At 40.2% G+C, this 19,515-nt stretch carries 18 protein-coding genes; 8 read left to right on the top strand and 10 right to left on the bottom strand.

Annotated features, from left to right (window positions below):
• Positions 1 to 73: 73 nt before the first annotated feature.
• Entirely contained in the window at positions 74 to 2,620 is a 2,547-nt protein-coding gene (locus HUU81_RS16175) for an efflux RND transporter permease subunit (protein WP_199609932.1), read from the top strand.
• Positions 2,621 to 2,652: 32 nt separating this feature from the next.
• Here HUU81_RS16175 and HUU81_RS16170 read toward each other — a convergent pair whose 3' ends face one another.
• Positions 2,653 to 3,258, bottom strand: coding sequence for a hypothetical protein (locus HUU81_RS16170; RefSeq protein ID WP_199609931.1), 606 nt, complete (start codon positions 3,256 to 3,258; stop codon positions 2,653 to 2,655).
• A 23-nt stretch (positions 3,259 to 3,281) separates the two neighbouring features.
• Complete coding sequence (locus tag HUU81_RS16165; protein WP_199609930.1) at positions 3,282 to 3,644, bottom strand: hypothetical protein; 363 nt, start codon at positions 3,642 to 3,644, stop codon at positions 3,282 to 3,284.
• 298 nt (positions 3,645 to 3,942) lie between these two features.
• On the opposite strand from HUU81_RS16165, the gene ccoG reads away from it, so the two are divergent.
• The 5 genes from ccoG (at position 3,943) to HUU81_RS16140 (ending at position 8,574) form a co-directional block, all read left to right on the top strand.
• Positions 3,943 to 5,367 (top strand): cytochrome c oxidase accessory protein CcoG, encoded by a 1,425-nt coding sequence (gene ccoG, locus HUU81_RS16160; protein WP_199609929.1) that lies wholly within the window; start codon positions 3,943 to 3,945, stop codon positions 5,365 to 5,367.
• Positions 5,368 to 5,411: 44 nt separating this feature from the next.
• Positions 5,412 to 6,386 carry a serine/threonine protein kinase gene (locus HUU81_RS16155; RefSeq protein WP_199609928.1) on the top strand — a complete coding sequence of 325 codons (975 nt, stop codon included), beginning with the start codon at positions 5,412 to 5,414 and terminating at the stop codon, positions 6,384 to 6,386.
• A gap of 100 nt (positions 6,387 to 6,486) precedes the next feature.
• The gene (locus HUU81_RS16150; protein ID WP_199609927.1) at positions 6,487 to 7,155 is read left to right on the top strand and encodes a thiol:disulfide interchange protein DsbA/DsbL; all 669 of its coding nucleotides are present in this window, start codon (positions 6,487 to 6,489) and stop codon (positions 7,153 to 7,155) included.
• Between the two features lie 197 nt (positions 7,156 to 7,352).
• Complete coding sequence (locus tag HUU81_RS16145) at positions 7,353 to 7,988, top strand: thiol:disulfide interchange protein DsbA/DsbL (protein WP_199609926.1); 636 nt, start codon at positions 7,353 to 7,355, stop codon at positions 7,986 to 7,988.
• A 133-nt stretch (positions 7,989 to 8,121) separates the two neighbouring features.
• On the top strand, positions 8,122 to 8,574 hold the full coding sequence (locus HUU81_RS16140; RefSeq protein ID WP_199609925.1) for a DUF3429 domain-containing protein: 453 nt from the start codon (positions 8,122 to 8,124) through the stop codon (positions 8,572 to 8,574).
• A 99-nt stretch (positions 8,575 to 8,673) separates the two neighbouring features.
• On the opposite strand, the gene HUU81_RS16135 is transcribed toward HUU81_RS16140, so the two are convergent.
• From HUU81_RS16135 to HUU81_RS16125, 3 genes are all read right to left on the bottom strand, one after another.
• Complete coding sequence (locus HUU81_RS16135) at positions 8,674 to 9,063, bottom strand: VOC family protein (RefSeq protein WP_199609924.1); 390 nt, start codon at positions 9,061 to 9,063, stop codon at positions 8,674 to 8,676.
• Positions 9,053 to 10,267, bottom strand: coding sequence for a mechanosensitive ion channel family protein (locus tag HUU81_RS16130; protein WP_407644828.1), 1,215 nt, complete (start codon positions 10,265 to 10,267; stop codon positions 9,053 to 9,055). The genes HUU81_RS16135 and HUU81_RS16130 overlap by 11 nt, the downstream gene beginning before the upstream one ends.
• Before the next feature lie 117 nt (positions 10,268 to 10,384).
• Positions 10,385 to 10,633 (bottom strand): hypothetical protein, encoded by a 249-nt coding sequence (locus HUU81_RS16125; protein ID WP_199609923.1) that lies wholly within the window; start codon positions 10,631 to 10,633, stop codon positions 10,385 to 10,387.
• Positions 10,634 to 10,766: 133 nt separating this feature from the next.
• Between HUU81_RS16125 and HUU81_RS16120 the strand changes: the two genes are divergently transcribed.
• Entirely contained in the window at positions 10,767 to 11,303 is a 537-nt protein-coding gene (locus HUU81_RS16120; RefSeq protein WP_199609922.1) for a hypothetical protein, read from the top strand.
• A 54-nt stretch (positions 11,304 to 11,357) separates the two neighbouring features.
• Here HUU81_RS16120 and HUU81_RS16115 read toward each other — a convergent pair whose 3' ends face one another.
• The 4 genes from HUU81_RS16115 to speA all read right to left on the bottom strand — a co-directional run bounded on the left by HUU81_RS16115 (position 11,358) and on the right by speA (position 16,305).
• Positions 11,358 to 12,326: a sensor domain-containing diguanylate cyclase gene (locus HUU81_RS16115; RefSeq protein ID WP_199609921.1), complete on the bottom strand. Its 969-nt coding sequence runs from the start codon at positions 12,324 to 12,326 to the stop codon at positions 11,358 to 11,360.
• 169 nt (positions 12,327 to 12,495) lie between these two features.
• Entirely contained in the window at positions 12,496 to 13,386 is an 891-nt protein-coding gene (locus HUU81_RS16110) for an acyltransferase (protein ID WP_199609920.1), read from the bottom strand.
• A 1-nt stretch (position 13,387) separates the two neighbouring features.
• The gene (locus HUU81_RS16105) at positions 13,388 to 14,284 is read right to left on the bottom strand and encodes an acyltransferase (protein ID WP_199609919.1); all 897 of its coding nucleotides are present in this window, start codon (positions 14,282 to 14,284) and stop codon (positions 13,388 to 13,390) included.
• A 125-nt stretch (positions 14,285 to 14,409) separates the two neighbouring features.
• The gene (gene speA / locus HUU81_RS16100; RefSeq protein WP_199609918.1) at positions 14,410 to 16,305 is read right to left on the bottom strand and encodes a biosynthetic arginine decarboxylase; all 1,896 of its coding nucleotides are present in this window, start codon (positions 16,303 to 16,305) and stop codon (positions 14,410 to 14,412) included.
• 217 nt (positions 16,306 to 16,522) lie between these two features.
• On the opposite strand from speA, the gene speE reads away from it, so the two are divergent.
• Positions 16,523 to 17,383 (top strand): polyamine aminopropyltransferase, encoded by an 861-nt coding sequence (speE, locus tag HUU81_RS16095; RefSeq protein WP_199609917.1) that lies wholly within the window; start codon positions 16,523 to 16,525, stop codon positions 17,381 to 17,383.
• A gap of 30 nt (positions 17,384 to 17,413) precedes the next feature.
• Here the strand turns inward: speE and HUU81_RS16090 are convergent, their stop codons facing one another.
• Positions 17,414 to 19,399 (bottom strand): GGDEF domain-containing protein, encoded by a 1,986-nt coding sequence (locus tag HUU81_RS16090; protein WP_199609916.1) that lies wholly within the window; start codon positions 19,397 to 19,399, stop codon positions 17,414 to 17,416.
• Positions 19,400 to 19,515 lie beyond the last annotated feature (116 nt).

Genomic DNA, 19,515 nt, shown 5'->3' with positions numbered 1-19,515 from the left:
GTAACTTTTTTCAATTACTGCTATTTGATGAGCTATGCTTTACCCCTAGGTTAATGAATTTATAGGGCATTTAATGATAGCTCGCTTTTCCCGCAAATATGTCTCACTACTTAGCGAATACCCCAGTATTTTGATTGGCTTGGTGCTGGCCGTCGTATTAGTGCTTAGCTATAAAGCGCCAGCATTTAGAATGGACGCCTCCTCAGAAACGCTAGTATTAGAGCGCGATAAGGCGTTAAGTTATTACCGAAATATTAAGCAGCAGTACGGTAACGATGAGTTTTTGGTTATTACTTATAGTCCTCAGCAGCCATTATTCAATGAGGCGGTACTTAGCGATATTGCATTATTGCAACAACGATTAGGCGAATTGTCGGGCGTCAGCTCGGTGGTTAGTATTCTTACCGTACCATTAATTCAAAGCCCACCGATGACGTTGTCAGAAGTCGCACAAAATGTCATTACCTTACAATCGCCTAATGTGGATGTGTTGTTGGCGGAACAAGAGTTAACCTCAAGTCCACTATATCGTAATTTACTTATCAGCGAAGACGCCAGTACCACGGCGATGCAAATTAACTTAGCGTTAGATAGCGAATATGAAGCGTTGCAAAAACAACGAGATGCGTTATATCAGCAGGAACCAGATTCAGGCTTTAATATTGCGCAGCGAAAGCAGCTTAATCAATTACAGCAACGCATTAAAAAAGCCAATACCAGACGAGTAGAGGCGCAAGCTGCGCTCATCGATGATGTGCGCAGTATTATGGATAAGCACCGTGCTAATGCAACGTTATTTTTAGGTGGTGTACCAATGATTGCGGCCGATTCGGTTGCGTTCATCAGTAACGATTTGGTGGTATTTGGTGCAGGTGTACTGATTTTTTTAATTCTCACCCTTGTCATTATTTTTCATCAAATACGGTGGGTGGTTATTCCATTACTGATCTGTTCATTAGCATGTGTTTCCATGCTTGGTATTCTAGGTTGGCTAGACTGGCCTGTAACGGTAGTGTCATCAAACTTTATCTCATTGATGCTGATTATTACGCTGTCGCTGACGATTCATTTAATTGTACGGTATCGCGAATGTCAGCAATGTCATCCGAGTTGGACTAGCCAACAGCTTGTAGTTGAAGCGGTGAGTAGTAAAGTAGTGCCCTGTTTTTATACAGCCATAACTACTATGGTGGCATTTGGTTCGTTATTGGTTAGCGGTATTCGCCCTGTGATGGACTTTGGCTGGATGATGGTAATCGGTTTAGCCATTGCATTTATCTTAGCATTTACGTTATTCCCAGCCATTGCCATTCAGCTACAGCCAAAACCGTACGCGTATGAACGTGACTTCAGTAAAAAAGTAACGCTAAGTTTGGCAAAGCCCATTGCTCAACATCCAATATTGCTAGGCGCATTATTTGTCGGGGTTCTGTTATTCAGTGCTTGGGGGATCAGCCTGCTAAGTGTGGAAAACCGTTTTATTGATTACTTTAAGGACGATACTGAAATACATCAAGGCATGTTATTGATTGATCGCAAGTTAGGCGGTACTACCCCACTTGATGTGATGATTAATGCGCCAGCTGCTTTTTATGCCTCACAAAATAGTGAAGAAGATGAAGCCGCAGATGTGCCGGCAGAGCAAGAAGGTTATGATCCTGAGTTAGGCTTTGACCCGGCAGATTTGGCGTTAGATGATGGCACTGAAGCAAGCATCACGACCACAAGCTATTGGTTTAATATGTTTCAGTTACCTGAAGTTGCTCGAATTCACGAGTATTTAGAAAGTTTGCCCGAAACTGGCAAGGTCATGTCGTTGTCATCCAGTATTAGCTTATTAAAAATATTAGATCGTAAAGTGGCCGAAGATAATTTCTTGCTGGCTGTTTTTCACAAGCGACTACCAGACACAATAAAAAATGCGTTAATTACGCCCTATATGAGTGAAGATGGCAATCAGGTGCGGTTTTCAATACGGGTATATGATTCAGATCCGAACTTAAATCGCCAACAATTGATAAAAAAAATCCGTGCAGATCTAGTTAACAAACTAGGGCTAGCGCCCGAGCAAATTCGCATCACAGGTATGTTGGTGCTGTATAACAATTTACTGCAAAGCTTGTTTGAATCGCAAATCTTAACGATTGGTGTGGTGTTTTTAATGATATTAGCCATGTTTATGCTGCTGTTTAAAAACTTAAAGCTAGCGTTAATTGCGATCACCCCTAATATGTTGGCTGCAGCACTAGTGTTAGGAATTATGGGGTGGCTGAATATTCCTTTAGATATTATGACCATTACCATCGCCGCCATCGTTATCGGTATTGCAGTAGATAACTCGATTCATTACGTGCACCGCTTCCGTCATGAGTTTTCAGCGGATCCAACGTTAAGTTATCCAGCCACCGTCAAAATTTGTCATGGGAGTATTGGCAAAGCGCTGTATTTTACGTCAATTACCGTTACGCTGGGTTTTTCGATATTAGTGTTGTCAAACTTTGTTCCCACGGTATATTTTGGCGTGTTAACAGGCTTTTCAATGATTGTTGCCTTACTGGCTAATTTAACCCTACTTCCTTTATTGCTGGTGGTATTTGAGCCGTTTGGAACGAGAGACTAGTCTCAGTACTAAGCGTTGAACTTCAATATTAATCATTGAAAGCATATACTTTTTTCTTTATTGGTTTTGGTTTTTCTATCATATGGCTCTGCTTTCCTTCCACCAATACCATATTGAGTTCCCCAGATCTGAGGTTTTCCACTATGTAGCCTATATCTATCTTCTGATGCACAGACAAGCCAGTTTATAGACGGAAATGTGGGTTCATTTTTTTTAATAGATAAAGCGAGTTGAAGTGCTCGGTAAAAATTATTGTGATTAGCTGTATGCATTAACAAAATGGCAGAGTGGAATTTGTCCATATTGTTTAGAAATAATTGCGATTGAAGAATATTTTCAACTCTAGCGGAACGTTCTGCATCTTTCATAATGCTAATTTGAAATGATCTTCTGTCATGTTGATCCATATGATACATAGTATCGATGGTTTTATTTGAGAATGAGTGATGGTCAGCATTTTGGTGAGATTCTATAAGTTGTTTATAGTTTTGATTGTAAGCTTCAGGTGAACTATTTCTTAATAATTGAAGTTTTTCTTCAAGATCAAAGCAGTGGGGTATTGATGCAGGTGTACTACTCTTAATAGGAAAAGATATTATCAATATAAAGTAGAGTAGTACGAGTAAAAATCTTTTCATGTAATGAATCCAAGTTGGCAATGCTACTTTTTAGCGTTTAGTTTCTTACGATGTTTATTAATGACTCTACAAAATTGAGAGCGATGTTCACCGTAAAGTATTGGATTAAAGTCGCTATTATTGCAGTAGGCGCGGTAAAACTTTTTTACTTTTTCAGGCGAAGCGGTGGTCCGGGTGATGTAATCTATTTCAGCCGTTGAGTATTGATCAAAATGTGTGTTCATTTCTTTAAGGATAAGGGCATGACCTTTAGGACTTTTATCTACAACGCCTGCCGCTTTATTTTTTGCCCAGTCGATTGCAGAGCTGCGGTATTGATTAAGAACGACATGGTCATATGACCATAGAAAGCCGATGAAAATAGCTGCGAAAATAAATTTTTTCATAAAACGTCCTTAATAATTGTTTCAAATCAATATTAATTGAATGAATAAACTAATCAACATAAAAAATGTGTGTATAATCCGACCCGTTCAACGAAGTGAAAGAATTAGGGACAAAAATTCTTAATTCGATTAAATATTTATCCAAAGTAGTTGGTGGTGTAGCTAGGCGATAAGCAAGTCAATCCCAATGAACTTAGCGAACTAAGTAATTGGAGTAAATGCATATTGTCGGCTATTCGTTAAAAACCTGCGCTATCGACTATGGTGGGTATGTCTCTGCAAAATTGGAAAGGCTGCTATGAATGACCGAATAGAGATCAAGAACATTCCTGTCGATGTTGAAGTACACAAACCCGATCCCAGCAAACAGGGGGGTTATAGCCCTGAAAGCCACATCTATGTCCGTTCAGTAAAAGGAACATTTCAACGTTTAAGGCGCTATATGGGCGCTGTGTTCATGTTACTGTTTATGATAACACCTTGGATACAGTATCAAGGTCATCAAGCCATTCTATTTGATATCGAGCAGCAAAAATTCCATTTATTTGCATTAACATTGTGGCCGCAAGATTTATTGGTGGTTGCGTTTATTTTTATGATTGCAGCATTTGCGCTATTTTTTGTTACTGCTTTTTATGGGCGGGTGTGGTGCGGCTATATGTGCCCACAAACGGTATGGACGCTGATTTATATTTGGATGGAAGAAAAAATTGAAGGTACGGCCAATCAGCGAAAATTATTAGATAAACAGCCATGGACAGCAAAGAAGGTGATGCTTAAAACCGCTAAACACAGTGCGTGGATCGCGTTTTCAGTCTTTACTGCGTTAACCTTTGTTGGGTACTTCACGCCCATTGGCCAACTGTTCATCGACTTCTTTATGCTTTCAGCAAGTGCTGCTGCTACGGTCAGCGTATGGTTTTTTGCAGCATGCACCTACGGTAATGCGGGTTGGATGCGAGAAATTATGTGTTTACATATTTGCCCGTACTCACGCTTCCAATCGGCCATGTTTGATAAAGACACTTTTACGGTAACGTACGATTATCATCGTGGAGAGTCAAGAGGGCCACGCAGTCGTAAACAAGATCATAAAGCGTTAGGGCTGGGCGACTGTATCGACTGTAATTTGTGTGTGCAAGTATGCCCGACAGGGATTGATATTCGCAATGGCTTGCAATACGAATGTATTAACTGTGGTTTATGTATTGATGCATGCGATGGTGTAATGGATAAAATGGGTTATCCCAAAGGGTTAATTAAATACTCTACTGAGCACGAATTAGAGGGTAAAAAAACCAAAACGGTTCGCATGAAGTTTCTTGGCTACCTAGCGATGATGCTGATTATGTGTGGTGCATTGGCGTGGTCAATTGCAGCGCGAGTGCCATTCGAATTAGATATTATTCGAGATAGAAATCAGCTATATCGTGTTACCAGCGAAGGCTTAATCGAAAACGTATATACCTTAAAATTACTGAATAAATCGCAACAAGATGTCACTGTTACACTTGATGTAACCGGGCTCAGTAAGTTTGACTTTATTGGCAGACAGCGCGTTGAAATTCAAGCAGGAGAAGTGTTTACTTTACCTGTGAGTGTCGCAGTAGACCCATATGAGTTAAAATCTCCCATCACAGAGATATATTTTGTTGTTACCCAAGAAGGCGGCGAGTCGTTTAGCATTAAACAAGACAGCCGTTTTATCAAAGGTAAAGGTTAGGATTATCAGCTAGCCTTTGTCGCTAGCTGAAAAAGGTAAAATTAATGAGCCAGTTTTGTTTTACCGGGCTAAGCCCGGATCTAATTTTAGATGCCATTGAAAGCATTGGTATTTATCCTGATTCTGGCTTACTAGCTTTAAATAGCTATGAAAACCGTGTCTATCAGTTTCATGATGAAGCGCTAAAGCGTTATGTGGTGAAATTTTATCGCCCGCAACGTTGGACAAAAGAACAAATTCAAGAAGAACACGATTTTTCGTTTGAACTGCAAGAAGACGAAATTCCTATGGTTGCGCCGCTTAAATTTGCGGGACAGTCGCTATTTGAATATCAGGGCTACATGTTTGCGGTTTACCCCAGTGCGGGTGGTCGCATTTTTGAAGTTGATAATTTAGATCAGTTAGAGTGGATGGGGCGATTTATTGGCCGTATTCATACCGTAGGGCAGCGGCAAGCGTTTACAGCGCGCCCTACCATCACAACTGAAGAATACCTAAGCCAAGCGGCAGACACGTTAAAACAAAGTGGCTATATACCGTCGCACTTAGATGAAGCGTTTTTTACTATTTTAAACCATGTATGCAAATTAGCGGCAGAGCAGTATCACGAAACGAACCTTATTCGGTTACACGGTGACTGCCATGCCGGTAATATTTTGTGGACCGACGGTGGCCCGCATTTTGTAGACTTAGACGATGCGAGAATGGGACCCGCTATTCAAGATCTATGGATGATGCTTAGTGGAGACAGACAAACGCAATTACTACAGCTTGATACGTTGATTTCAGGTTATGAAGAGTTTTGTGATATTGACCATGGTCAATTTAAGCTCATCGAGCCACTGCGTGCCATGCGCATGGTTAATTACATGGCATGGTTAGCTAAGCGATGGCAAGACCCGGCATTTCCGCGCAGTTTTACTTGGTTTAATACCGACAAGTATTGGGAGCAACAAATTCTGGCGTTAAAAGAGCAAATGTCGGCGTTACAAGAGCCCACACTGCGTTTGTTGCCTTAAACCAGTACTCGTGACATGTTTTGTAACAGTTTTTGGTTGTAAATTAACGCATCATCTTTTGTAATGATGCGTTAATAAAATCAATAAGTATTCAACCAACATGATCACAGTGCGTAACGGCTTTTTCTTAAAAGCACTCTTCTTTTTTGTCACTCTTTCATTTTCGTTTTTATCTTCGACAACCTTTGCTAAGCAATTTGAACAAGGCGTTCATTTTGATGTGATTGAAGGAAAGCCTTCTAATGAACCGGTGTTAACAGAGTATTTCTCATACTATTGTCGCCATTGTTTTAACTTTGAGCCCGCTTTAAAGAGTCTAAAGACGAAACTTCCTAACGACATGCGCTTTAAAAAAGTCCATGTTGATTTTTATCCTGGCAAAGATAAAAGCGTGCAACAGGCGCTAACACGCGCATTAATTGTGGCTGAACACCTAAAAACTGATGAAGCCATTAATAAAGCGGTATTTAATTACATTCATACTCAGCGTGCGACATTTAAATCTGAACAAGACATTGTAAACCTATTTATCTTGCACGGTGCAGACGGCGATAACGTGACAAAGTTAATGACAAGCTTTCCCGTTAAAGGAAAAGCGAATGCAATGAAAAAAGCACAAGAAGCACTATCTCGCAAACACGTGTTAACGGGGGTGCCCGCACTCATCGTTAATGATAAATATAAAATTAATTTATCACGTATTGATGGTAACAACTTTGAAGGTGAGCTCAGCGAGCTTATTCAATATTTATCAAAATCGCCAAAATAAACGCGCGATTCAGGTAGGGTTCACATACAAGATGCTGTAATCGCAAGCATTGTGAGTAGAGAGTTGTCGAAGATATAAATTTCTATATAGGGCTGCTGCTTTTTAGTTGAATTATGCTAATCTAGCGTCAGATTTGACAACGTCATACAACAGGCGTGTTTAACGCTTGATAATTAACTAACCATAAGATATTAATTATGAAAAAACTGATTACCCTTATTTTTATTACGTTATTATTGCCTTTAACGGCATGTGCTAAACAGTTTGAAGAAGGTACTCATTACACTACTTTTGAAGGAATGGAATCAAGCAAGCCTGAAGTAAAAGAATACTTTTCTTTTTATTGTCCGCACTGTTTTAACTTTGAACCTTTAGTGAAAAGTATTAAAGGTAACTTACCTGAAGGTGTGAAATTTGAAAAAAGCCATGTTGACTTCCTTCGTGCAGCATCGCCTGAAATTCAACACGCACTAACACGTGCAATGGTAGTAGCAAAACATTTAAAAATGGAAGATAAATTAAACAAAGCCATTTTTGAATATATTCACAAGCAACGCGCGCCGTTCACTTCTGAGAAAGACATTCGCAACTTATTTGTTTTACAAGGCGTAGATGGCGAAAAGTTTGATAAATTAATGAAAAGCTTTCCTGTTAAAGGCAAAGCAAACGCAATGAAAAAGTCACAAGACGAATTAACACGTCGTGGTGTATTAACTAGCGTTCCTACGTTTATTGTAAATGGTAAATATAAAATTATTTTTGATGACTTAGACAGAAATAATTTTGAAGCTGAGCTAAAAGCATTAATTGCACATTTATCAGCAAAGAAATAACACCGTTTATTTAATACAGTCTTATTTGTACAGTTAAAAAGGAGCAAAGTGCTCCTTTTTTGCTTTTTGACCTAGCTGGTTTATTACCACGTATTTCATAGTATGTTTTGTTTACAGTCAGGATGAGAACCAAATGCCTTCAATTATTAAAGCGCTCGGCTATTTAGGCTTAGTCCCATTTATCTATTTAGCCATTGTTACTTGGTTACCAGCGGTCAACGTGTTTTCATTGAACGCCGCCGTTGTTTTTCGATTTTACAGTGCGGTTATTTTAAGCTTTATGGCTGGCGCATTATGGCCCCTTGCTTTTTTAAAAGTGTCACCAGAAAAAGCAGGTGCAGCAGTTTCGGTAAACCCTAGAATCGCGTTTACTGCGATTGGCTTTTCACTATTAGCTTGGGGCGCAATATTAATGGGAATGAAGGCCGCTTTATTTGTGTTGGGTGTGGCATTTATTGCGCTGTGGAAGACCGAAGAAAACATTGGTGTGAATGGTTATTACCCGCAGTGGTATCAATGGTTGCGAGCGCAATTAACGGTAACAGTAGCCGTGTGCCATATTGTGGTATGGCTAGCGGTAGAATAGATGGCTCGCCTAATTAAAGGCGAGCTAGTAGCACTTGTTAACTCGATACAGTTTAACTAGTACAGTTTAACCGATACAATTTAACGCGTTATAGTAAGGTTATGCGCCAATTAGCCCCACATAAGCGCCGCTTGGATCTTGAATCACGCACATGCGTTTTTCGCCCATAGCACGAGGCGGATCAATGACTTTACCTCCTTGGGTTTCACAGGCTGTCACTGCATCGTCAATTGAGGCAACATTAAAGTAAACCAACCACTGATTAGGTATTTTGCTATTACAGCCTTTGCGATGGCATACGCCAGTTTGGGCGTTTTCATCTTCAGGAGAGATCATCGCATAATCTTGGTACTTGTTGCCCTTATCATCTGTCATATCCACACCTTTTGACTCAAGGCCAATAACAGATTGATAAAAATCGCGAATTTCCGAAGCGTTATCTGTGGTTAAGTCGGCCCAACAAATGCCACCTAGTTTGTCACTGTACATAATGCTCTCCTGATAGTTGCGGTAATACCGAGGGTTGTGAAATGGTAGAAAAATCTTGCCCGGTAGGGGCTTGGAACGCACGTAAATCAAAATTAACCAATTGAGTATAAATGCTTTCAATCACACTTGCTTGAATGTGCTCGTAACTGACCCAGTTTTTGTCTTGGCTAAAGCAATAAATTTCAAGTGGTAACCCCTGTGCACCTGGCGGAAGTTGCCTTACCATACAGGTCATATTATGGTTGATCCTTGGGTGATGTTTTAACTGTGCTTCTACGTATTCGCGAAATAAGCCAAGGTTAGTTTGAGTACGCTCTTGGAATAGAAAGTCATTTAACTGTTTACTAATTTGTGTTTTTTCATCATCTGAAATTGCTTTAATCGATTGAATATCAATAAGAATTGCCCGCTTAATTCGACGCCCTTGCGATTCTTGCATGCCACGCCAATTTTTAAAAGAATCACTGATTAAGGCATAAGTGGGAATAGAGGTAACAGTATTATCCCAGTTCTTCACTTTAACTGTATTGAGCCCTAAATCTAACACTTCACCGTCGGCACCGTATTTTTCCACTTCGATCCAATCACCAATGGCGACTAAGCGATTAGCCGCTATTTGAATGCTGGCCACAAAACCTAAAATGGTGTCCTTAAAGACCAAGATCAGTACTGCAGTTAGTGCACCAATACCTGACAGCAAATATAGAGGTGATTTATTCACTAAAATACTAATAAGTAAAATGGTGGTAACAATAAATGTGAGTAGTTTGAGTACTTGAATGAGCCCTTTAATGGGTACATCACGGGAGAACTTAAGCTGGTTATACAAGCTACCAATTAAATTTAAGATGGCGGTAATAATTAACCCCACAACGATGTAGAAATAGATGTGCGATAAAATAAAACTCGCGCCTTTGATGGACGCTAGATGACCAATATAAAACTCTTCGAAATTTAGCCAAACTAGCACAAAACCAAGGTGTGAAAGGTAGAGCGATAGCGCTTTTTTATGTCGAGGACGGACAGCCTCTAACGATGTGATCCGAGCCAAAACAGAGAAGAAAACAGGCATAAACAACAGTTGCACTGCGTAAAATGTAACAAGACCGATAAGTATAAAGACAACGAAACTAGATACTGAACTGAGCGCCTCGCTGTAGGGTAAATGAGAGAGAAAAGAGTGAATAAGATCTTTCATGGCCAAGTGATAAGTCTCCTTTATATCTGCTTGAGTGGCTAGTAAGCCACTAAACTACAGCGTTTGGCAACGAGTTACAACTGGGTGTGTATCCACTCAATATGTCATGAAATGTAAATTAGATTACATACACTTCAATAATTTCATTGGTTTATCTGCAGCCATAGCACAACCGCGCTGTTCATCTGTGGCGGCTTTGCATTGTTTTAATAGTTCACTGTTACTGGGTGCATTGTCGCCGAGTATTTTTTTGCTGTGTTTAACCACTTCATCACAGCGCTCTTTTGCGACGGGTTCGGCAGTGCTACAACCAGATAATGAAACAGAGAATGCTAATATTCCCGTGGTGAATAAAATCGCGACTTTAGACATAATCTTCCTCTACAATATATGAGTAATGGATATTTTGCTTTCACTCAGTGTAGCTAGTGTCTTACGATCTTTCATATTAGTTGTGAAGAAACATACAATTAATCGATAACTACAACATAAAAGAGAACAATGTATGCGTAAAATTATTTTATCAGTGTTATTTTTTTACAGTGTGATGATAAACGCACATGCTGGAGAGTCAGCCAAACTTGATCCTAAGTTGGCGATGTTTGAGCCCTACTTAGGCACATGGGAAGCCGTATTTGAAGAAAAAGATGGTAAACCGACTGTGGTAGATGTTTCGCATTGGGAGCGAGCGTTAAATGGTAAAGCACTGCGCACTTTGCATTCAATTAACGAGGGAGCTTACGGCGGTGAGTCGTTAGTTTTTTGGGATAAAGAAAAGCAGAAAATAGTGTTTTTCTATTTTACAACCGCCGACTTTTACACGACGGGTGAAATGGAAGTGATTGACGATAAAACCTTTGTTGCTTATGAAGAGGTAACGGGTGAAAGTGCAATGAGTAAGGGGATCACCAAGGTGAAGTCAACTAGCACGCTTAAAGGCGATAAAATGGAAGTTGCAACGTCATATTTAAAACATGGTAAATGGTTACCACCTGAAACAAGAACCTATGTTCGCTCTGATAAAACGGTAAAATTTAAGTAGCAATTAACGTTTATAGGTTACTTGGTTCGTAAAAAGTAGTTTAGTTGAGGCCAACTAAGCTACACATTCAACATTGCGTTTTTGTTGATACATCTTGGTATCAGCTTGGTGTAGCAGGTGTTCTAAGCTGACTTTTTCTTCTTGCTTACTGGTTGCTAATCCTAAGCTAAACTTCAACGGGAAAGGTAAATTATTAGACTGGTTGAAGTTTTCAACAGACTGTCTGAAGCGTGTAAGAATGTGGTGTGCAGTCGACTCGTCAGTATCATTTAAGAGTATTGCAAATTCGTCACCGCCCATTCTCGCGTAAACGTCCATTTCACGTAGTTGCTGCTGTAACATTTGTGCGAACGTAACTAATGCACGATCACCTGCTTGATGGCCGTACGTATCATTAATTGTTTTAAAGTGATTTAAGTCTATGTAAGCAAGCGTAGCTGGCATGGCTTGGCGATGACAAAAGTCTAAACTTTTTCGAGCGCTGTACTCAAAACCGCGGCGATTATGGATCATGGTCAATTCGTCAATCGTTGCCATCGCGAGAGCGCTTAACTCACGTTCAACCATTGACGCTAAATCAATCAAATCTTGGAGGTCGTTGTGTGATAACGCTTTAGGCTCATCATCAATCACGCACAATGTGCCAATTTTATAGCCGTTAGGGCCAGTCAGTGGACAACCAGCATAGAAGCGAATGTTAGGTTCGCCGGTTACTAATGGATTATCGTGAAAGCGATCGTCTGCTAAGGCATCATTAATAATAAATGGTTCATCACCTAAAATGGTGTGGCCACAAAATGAAATATCGCGCGGAGTTTCGGTGGCATTTAAGCCAATGGAAGACTTGAACCATTGACGATTACTGTCCACCAGGCTGACCAATGCAATTTTAGTATTAAACAAACGTCTAGCTAATCGGGTGATACGATCAAAGCGTTCCTCGCTAGGTGTATCTAGTACATTTAAACAATGTAACGAAGCGACACGTTCAGCTTCGTGATCAGGCATTTTTGGCGTTTGCATACAACAACCTTACTTCTATGAATGCATCAACGAATTTAAAGTGGCGATATAATAATCAAATATTTCTACGCAGTGAAGTACTAATTAAAATATATATTCACAAAAATTGCATGTACGTACTTGAGCAACAACCAGCTTCAACTACCCAGCTGTTTTGCTAGGTTACGTGCTAGCCTAGCATTTGTGCAATAAGTTTATCTTTCTGTTGCCATTTTTCGTTAAGCCATACTTGAAAACGATTTTTAAAAGAGTCGTCGTTAAAGTAATCGCCAATCACGTCTGTAGTGACTTCTACTTGCTCAACTTGAATATGAATACGCTTTAGGTTGCCAGATAACAGGTCAAACATAACGCGGCCTTGGTTGTCTGGGTAAAGTATAGTGATGTTTAATACTTTATCGAATTGCTCACCCATTGCGGCCAGCGTGAAGGCAATGCCGCCTGCTTTTGGAGCCAGTAGATGTCTGAATTTAGAACCGGTCTTTTGGTGTTTTTCAGCAGTAAAACGGGTGCCTTCAACAAAGTTGATAATGCTGGTTGGATGATCTTTAAACTTTTCGCACGATTTTTTAGTGGTTTCGATGTCCTTACCTTTTAAGTGCGGATTTTTTTCTAAATATTGACGGCTGTATCGCTTCATAAAGGGCATGTCTAGTGCCCAGCATGCAGTGCCAATAAACGGTACCCAGCGTAATTCTTCTTTTAAAAAGAATTTAGGTGCAGGTATTTTGAATAAGGCAAATTGGCTGATCACTAATATATCAATCCAGCTTTGATGATTGGCAATAATTAAATACCAGCTTTTTAAATCTAATTTATCGTCACCTTCCACTTCCCACTGGAGTGGGTTAGTTAAGCGCATAATTGAAAAATTTATGATGGCCCATAAGCGATAAACCGCATGCATAACTGTGTAGTTAACGCGATGGCAGGCGCTGAAGGGTAATAGCAACTTAAGAATGCCGCCAAATAAAATAATCATCCCGCAAAAAGCTAAGTTTAATGAATATAAGGTAAAGGAGAATGGGATCATTAAGAATCCAGGTAAAAACGATAACATGCTAGTTAACCTCATGTTTTGTTAGCTGCTTTAGTTCTGCATCTTTGGCTTGCCAAAGTTGATTAACCCAAAGCTGGAATTTACTTTTAAACTCTGGATCGTCAGAGTAATCGCCAATTAAGCTGCGATCGATGTTTTGTACATCAACCCGCACACTAATTTCGTTTACTTTGCCAGAAATAAAGTCCCAAAATGTCGGTACTTTTTTAGGGTAATAAATCGTTACGTTCAGTAACTTAGTAAGGTGCTCGCCCATTGCATTAAGTACAAATGCAATTCCTCCGGCTTTGGGAGTAAGTAGGTACTGATAAGGTGACGCTTGCTGATTATGCTTCACTGGCGTAAATCGGGTACCTTCTAAAAAGTTCATGACGCTGACAGGCTTATGCTTAAACTTTTCGCAAGATTTTCGTGTTGTCTCAATATCTTTGCCTTTTAGATGTGGATGTTTTTCTAAAAATTTACGGCTATAACGTTTCATAAATGGGAAGTCGAGTGCCCACCACGCTACGCCTAAAAATGGTACGTAGATGAGTTCTTTTTTTAAGAAGAACTTTAAAAAGGGAATACGGCGATTAAATATTCGTTGCAGTACTAAAATATCGACCCATGATTGATGATTAGACACCACTAAATACCATTCTTTTGGTGATAATTTATCTAGACCAGTGATATCCCACTTAATTTTTGTGGTGATGTTTTGGGTAAAACCATTAATACTTATCCATGCCGATGCGCAGCTATCTAACGCATAGGTAATTAAGCGTTGCCACGGCTTAATCGGCAGAAACTTAAAAAAGGACAAAAATACAATGGGAACAACCCAAAACAGCGTATTGACCATGTACATTAAAAATGAAAAACAACCGAGAATCGGTTTAGGTAGAAAATGCAGCATACATCACTCTTATATCGAAAACGTACCATGAACCATAACTGCTGAGATTTTACCCAAAAGTATGGCTCAACGGTATCATTTTATTAATCACACGTGTACGCTGAAATGAGGCGGGTTAAGCCTTATTAATCTTCAAAATACGTGTATCCATCCAAGCCTGCATCCAATTCTGCAAGAAACTGTGCTTTTTCTTGTTCGCTCAATCCATGACAACGTGTTAGCTGTATGTGGTATGACTCACGTAACTGTGCAGGGTCAAAATGGACAAACTTAAGTACGTCGGAAACAGAGTCGCCCTTAATAACCTGACTTAACGTGTGTGAACCATCATCGTTTAACGCAACGTGCACCGAGTCGGTGTCACCAAATAAGTTATGTAAATCTCCCAGAATTTCTTGATAAGCGCCCACCATAAACATGCCCATTAAGTATTCTTCACCATCACGATATTCAGGCACTGGCAAGCTGGTTTCGATACCTGCACCATCAGCATATTGACGAATTTGGCCGTCGGAGTCACAGGTAATATCTTGAATAATTGCACGATTTTCTAACGACTCATTCATTCGGTTGATAGGGGTAATGGGGAATAATTGTTCTATTCCCCATACATCTGGCATTGATTGAAACAATGAGAAGTTTAGAAACAGTTTATCGGCTAATTTTTCATTGAGCTCATCTAATATTTCGCGGTGCGCGCGTGCATTCGGATTTAAGTGTTTTCTTACTTTATGTAAAGTCGCAAAATATAAACGTTCTAGCTGCGCCCATTGTTGTAGCGTCATCATGCCATGAACATATTGCACATGTGCATCATAAAAGTGATGCACTGCATCATGGTAAATTTCTAATGCATTACGTTCATGAATTTTATGATAGCCCTGCCATAACGCGGTAATATCGTTGGGTGCGTCAAGGGCGGGTTGAGGAATATTGATGTCGTCGGGTGCTTTTTCTATATCAATGGCATCCGTAATTAACACGGCATGATGTGCTGTCATCGCACGGCCAGACTCGGTAATAATATTGGGTTGAGGCAAGTTATGCTGTCTTGCAACGTCAGCAAACGCATTGACTACGTTTTTGGCGTATTCGGCCACGGTATAGTTCATGGAGCATGCGCTACGTGATCCCGAACCTTCATAATCAACACCCAACCCGCCGCCGACGTCGACGGTTTTAATAGGCACATGTAATTGATATAGCTCGGCATAGTGGCGAGCACACTCGTTCAAGGCTTGATGAATGTCGCGGATGTTTGCGACTTGTGAACCAATATGAAAATGCACCAGCTGCAATAAATCGAGCTTATTAGCCGTTCTAAGAATGTCTACAGCTTCCAGCACTTGGCTAGCTGTTAAACCAAATTTACCTTTTTCACCGCCCGTATTTTGCCACTTACCTTTACCAACAGAGTTTAATCGAATGCGGATACCTATCATGGGAGCGAAGCCAAGCTTATCTATTTCGGTAAGCAATGTGCGCAGTTCGGTAATTTTTTCAATCACCACATATATTTGATGCCCCATACGTTGGCCAATGGCAGCCAAACGTAAAAATTCACTGTCTTTATAGCCGTTACACACAATTTTAAGTGGGGTGGTACCAGCACCTAAAATAGCCATGAGTTCTGGCTTACTGCCTGCTTCTAATCCCACCTTGCCACTGTGATGAGCAAGTAGTTTTTTGATCACTGAATATTGCTGATTCACTTTTATGGGATAAACAGCAGTATATTCACCTTGGTAATCTCGCTCCGTTTTTGCCGCTTTAAAAGCATCCACAAGGGTGTCTACACGATTTTGTAGAATATCGGTAAACCGAACAAGCACAGGGTAGGTGAGGTTATGGGCAGCAAATTCTTGGCATAATTGATAAAGGTTAATGCCCTGCTTTTGCGTGTCTTTGTCAGGAAAAGCAACCATTTCACCAGCGTCATTAATATTAAAATAGCCTTCGCTCCATTGTTCAACATTGTAAATAGACTTGGCTTGAGTGACGTATGATGGCGTTTTGCTCATACCTTACTTCCCCTTGATAACGTAAATCGAATGCTAATAGTGTATACCCATCTAAGCGCATCAGCCTCTGGTGAGTATATAGCCTGTAAAATTGACGCGATTTTATCGCGAAAAAAGTGAATTCACCTAGAATTAAAACAATTCTTTTAAATAAAAATTGTGTGTTTTTAGTAACGCTGGCAGAATTGCGGCAAATTTTGTACGAGGAAGATTTTTAATGACGAATTTGGATCCTAAACAGTGGATAACTGAAGAGCATGAAGGGTGCGGCAGCGCATTTTCTTTACGTATTGCGCGTAAGCTAGAAGAAAAGCAGTCTCCATTTCAAAAAGTTGAAATGTATGAAACGACCGACTTTGGTAATTTTATGCTGATTGATGGCTGTACCATGGTGAGCACTCGTGAAAACTTTCTCTACCATGAAATGATTGCCCATCCAGCGCTATATTCTCATCCTTGTCCGAAAGATGTGGTGATTATTGGCGGAGGTGATTGCGGCACATTACGTGAAGTACTTAAACATGACTCAGTGACCAGCGCGACCCAAATTGATATTGACCAAGTAGTCACGGAAATGGCTGAAAAATACTTCCCTGAATTATGCGAGTCGAATAACGATCCTCGTGCGACCATAAAATTTGATGACGGCATTAAGTTTATGGCTGACGCGGCACCTGAATCAACGGATATCATCATTGTGGACTCAACCGATCCCGTCGGTCCTGGTGAAGGTTTGTTTAACCATGCGTTTTATAAAAACTGTTTAAAAGCACTTCGTCCGGGTGGTATTTTAGTGCAACAAAGTGACTCGCCACTTTTACATTTAGCATTACTTTGCGAAATGCGCGACGCAATGACAGAAGTGGGCTTTGCTGATTTGCAAACACTCAACTTTCCACAGATGATTTATCCATCAGGTTGGTGGAGCTGCACCATGGCACGTAAAGAAGTGGCCTTTGATGGCTTTAGACAGGATGATGCTGACGCCGCTTCATTTGACACTGAGTATTACAATAGTGAAATTCATCAGGCCGCAATGGCCACGCCAAATTTTGTGAAAAAGGCGTTTAAAAAATAACGAATGCCACGATTAGGGTGAGTAATCCCCCTAATCGTATGAGGTATAGATGGATACTTTTCCTTGTTCTAGGGACTCTTCCAATGGCTGGGTCAATAACTTTTCTAGCTCTTCCACTTCATTAATAGAAATATTATTGACTACCACCCAGCAGTTCCGCTTTTTGCGTTTACCGTAATACAAAGCAGCATCGGCTAAGCTAATCAATTTTGACCAAATCTCCACATAAGGCGGTGGACCATTTTGGATAAATGGATAAGTGAGTGCGCCCATGGTGCAGGTGACTTCAATTTCAGTATTATTAGATAATTTAAAGGGTTTGCTATTGATGGCGGTTGTTACTCGATCCGCTAGGTATGACAAACGCTCACATGAGTCGATGCGAGCAATGTACACAAACTCCTCGCCTCCCCAACGGATAAATAAGTCGGTATTACGAATGGTTTGATTAACCCGTTTACTTAACTCGATGAGTACTTCATCACCCAGTTGATGGCCGTAAGTGTCATTTATTTGTTTAAAGTGATCAATATCCATGATGTAGATGCCTAGCGCACACTTTTGCCCGCCAATGACGTCACGTTTAATTAAAGAAAGTTCACGCTCAATCTGTTGCTCTAAATAACGACGGTTACCTAATTTGGTCAGCGGATCTCGCGTGCTCATTTCTTCAAATTGCTGAGCCAGCTTTTGTTTTTGCCGTAGTTGCAGCACCACAAATAGAATGGACATAAATAAGATAACGAACAATGCAATGAATAAGCGTTGTTGCGTACTACGCTTGTCAGATTCTGCCACCTTTAAAGCACGCTCTTTCTCAATAAATTGCGTTTTTAATTCTGACTCGCGTTGCAGTCTGTTCAGCTCGGTATTTGATGCTGCTTTAGACCCGCGGCTTTTCAATTGCGGTATGAGCTTTTCATTAAACAGTTTGTAAAGTTTACGTAAGGTGATGAGCTCAACGTCTTGATAGTTAAGTGCTATTAAGCGCTCATAGAGATCTAATTTAACCTCTACGGCAGTGTTAGGGTGAAGATTAATGCAGTGAGATAAGCTTTGCGTTTTATCCCAGTGATAAATTGCTAATTCGCGATAACACGCCAAATATGTATCTTTCACTATATTGCCATTTTTGTAGTCTTGATGTTCTGCAATGTAGTTTTTTGCTTGTTGATGCTTTCCTAATTCTGCTGCGGCAAGGGCTGCAAAGCTGAGTGCTTCCGTTGACAAGGCCGTTTTATATTCAAACGTATCACTAAAATGAATAAGCGCATTATCGTTATCATTTAAATGCAGCATGTACGCAATGCCCAAATTAAATGACGAAAGGATGTAGTTTTGTTTTACTGGCTCAGGTGCGTTTTTAGGATCACGATTAATCACCTCTAAGCTATGCTGTTTTATTTCTTTAAGTAGATCAATGCCTTTTTTGATGTAGGTAATGTCACCATTAACGATGTACACGGTGGCGGTATTAAACATGATCACATCAAGTGCATCTTGGTCCAGATCTTTTGCCATAGATAAGGCCATTTCAAAACTTTCAAGCGCAGCGGTTACGTAACCTGCCTGAGACTGACGCCATCCGATACTTGCCATATTATTGGCTGCAATCTCGAACTGACCAGAATTATTAGCGTCTTGCACAATGTCTACCATGGCTTCGATATATTTATCATAATCACCGTAAAACGGCTCAGTACATTGTGTGCGGTAATGGAAGTCAAGTTCTTGGGGTGGCACATCAATACAATGCTGAGCGACTTTATCAAGTAGCTCTTGGCGGACATATTGTGCAACTAATGCTCTGGTTAATTGATATTCGATGACTTCATGCGGTGACTCATCAAGCCGGCTTTTTAGCCACTCTATTTGACCGTTTGAATCTAGCTGATAATAGCTTTCTGGAAAATCAGGAAGCTGTTTTACGTCATTGTAAGAAAAGGCTGCGTACGCATAAAAAGCATTCACTGCTAAAACAAATACAAATAACTGTAAAAGAGGTTTTGCCGTCACAATATATTCCTTACCAAAACAGCCTTAGTATTTTTATGCGTAAAATATAAGAGGTGTCATTTAGACAAGCTTATTAAGCGTAGCAAAGAATTTTAAAAAGAATAACTTAGCAGTAA

This window comes from Flocculibacter collagenilyticus (genome assembly GCF_016469335.1).
GTDB lineage: Bacteria > Pseudomonadota > Gammaproteobacteria > Enterobacterales > Alteromonadaceae > Flocculibacter > Flocculibacter collagenilyticus.
The sequence above is the reverse complement of the archived record's forward strand: the minus strand, read 5'-3'. Positions and strand labels throughout refer to the sequence as shown.

Bases quoted from the DNA above. Each gene is read 5' to 3' on its own strand.
- HUU81_RS16175 (WP_199609932.1), top strand. From the start codon at position 74: ATGATAGCTCGCTTTTCCCGCAAATATGTCTCACTACTTAGCGAATAC.
- HUU81_RS16170 (WP_199609931.1), bottom strand. From the start codon at position 3,258: ATGAAAAGATTTTTACTCGTACTACTCTACTTTATATTGATAATATCT.
- HUU81_RS16165 (WP_199609930.1), bottom strand. From the start codon at position 3,644: ATGAAAAAATTTATTTTCGCAGCTATTTTCATCGGCTTTCTATGGTCA.
- ccoG (WP_199609929.1), top strand. From the start codon at position 3,943: ATGAATGACCGAATAGAGATCAAGAACATTCCTGTCGATGTTGAAGTA.
- HUU81_RS16155 (WP_199609928.1), top strand. From the start codon at position 5,412: ATGAGCCAGTTTTGTTTTACCGGGCTAAGCCCGGATCTAATTTTAGAT.
- HUU81_RS16150 (WP_199609927.1), top strand. From the start codon at position 6,487: ATGATCACAGTGCGTAACGGCTTTTTCTTAAAAGCACTCTTCTTTTTT.
- HUU81_RS16145 (WP_199609926.1), top strand. From the start codon at position 7,353: ATGAAAAAACTGATTACCCTTATTTTTATTACGTTATTATTGCCTTTA.
- HUU81_RS16140 (WP_199609925.1), top strand. From the start codon at position 8,122: ATGCCTTCAATTATTAAAGCGCTCGGCTATTTAGGCTTAGTCCCATTT.
- HUU81_RS16135 (WP_199609924.1), bottom strand. From the start codon at position 9,063: ATGTACAGTGACAAACTAGGTGGCATTTGTTGGGCCGACTTAACCACA.
- HUU81_RS16125 (WP_199609923.1), bottom strand. From the start codon at position 10,633: ATGTCTAAAGTCGCGATTTTATTCACCACGGGAATATTAGCATTCTCT.
- HUU81_RS16120 (WP_199609922.1), top strand. From the start codon at position 10,767: ATGCGTAAAATTATTTTATCAGTGTTATTTTTTTACAGTGTGATGATA.
- HUU81_RS16115 (WP_199609921.1), bottom strand. From the start codon at position 12,326: ATGCAAACGCCAAAAATGCCTGATCACGAAGCTGAACGTGTCGCTTCG.
- HUU81_RS16110 (WP_199609920.1), bottom strand. From the start codon at position 13,386: ATGTTATCGTTTTTACCTGGATTCTTAATGATCCCATTCTCCTTTACC.
- HUU81_RS16105 (WP_199609919.1), bottom strand. From the start codon at position 14,284: ATGCTGCATTTTCTACCTAAACCGATTCTCGGTTGTTTTTCATTTTTA.
- speA (WP_199609918.1), bottom strand. From the start codon at position 16,305: ATGAGCAAAACGCCATCATACGTCACTCAAGCCAAGTCTATTTACAAT.
- speE (WP_199609917.1), top strand. From the start codon at position 16,523: ATGACGAATTTGGATCCTAAACAGTGGATAACTGAAGAGCATGAAGGG.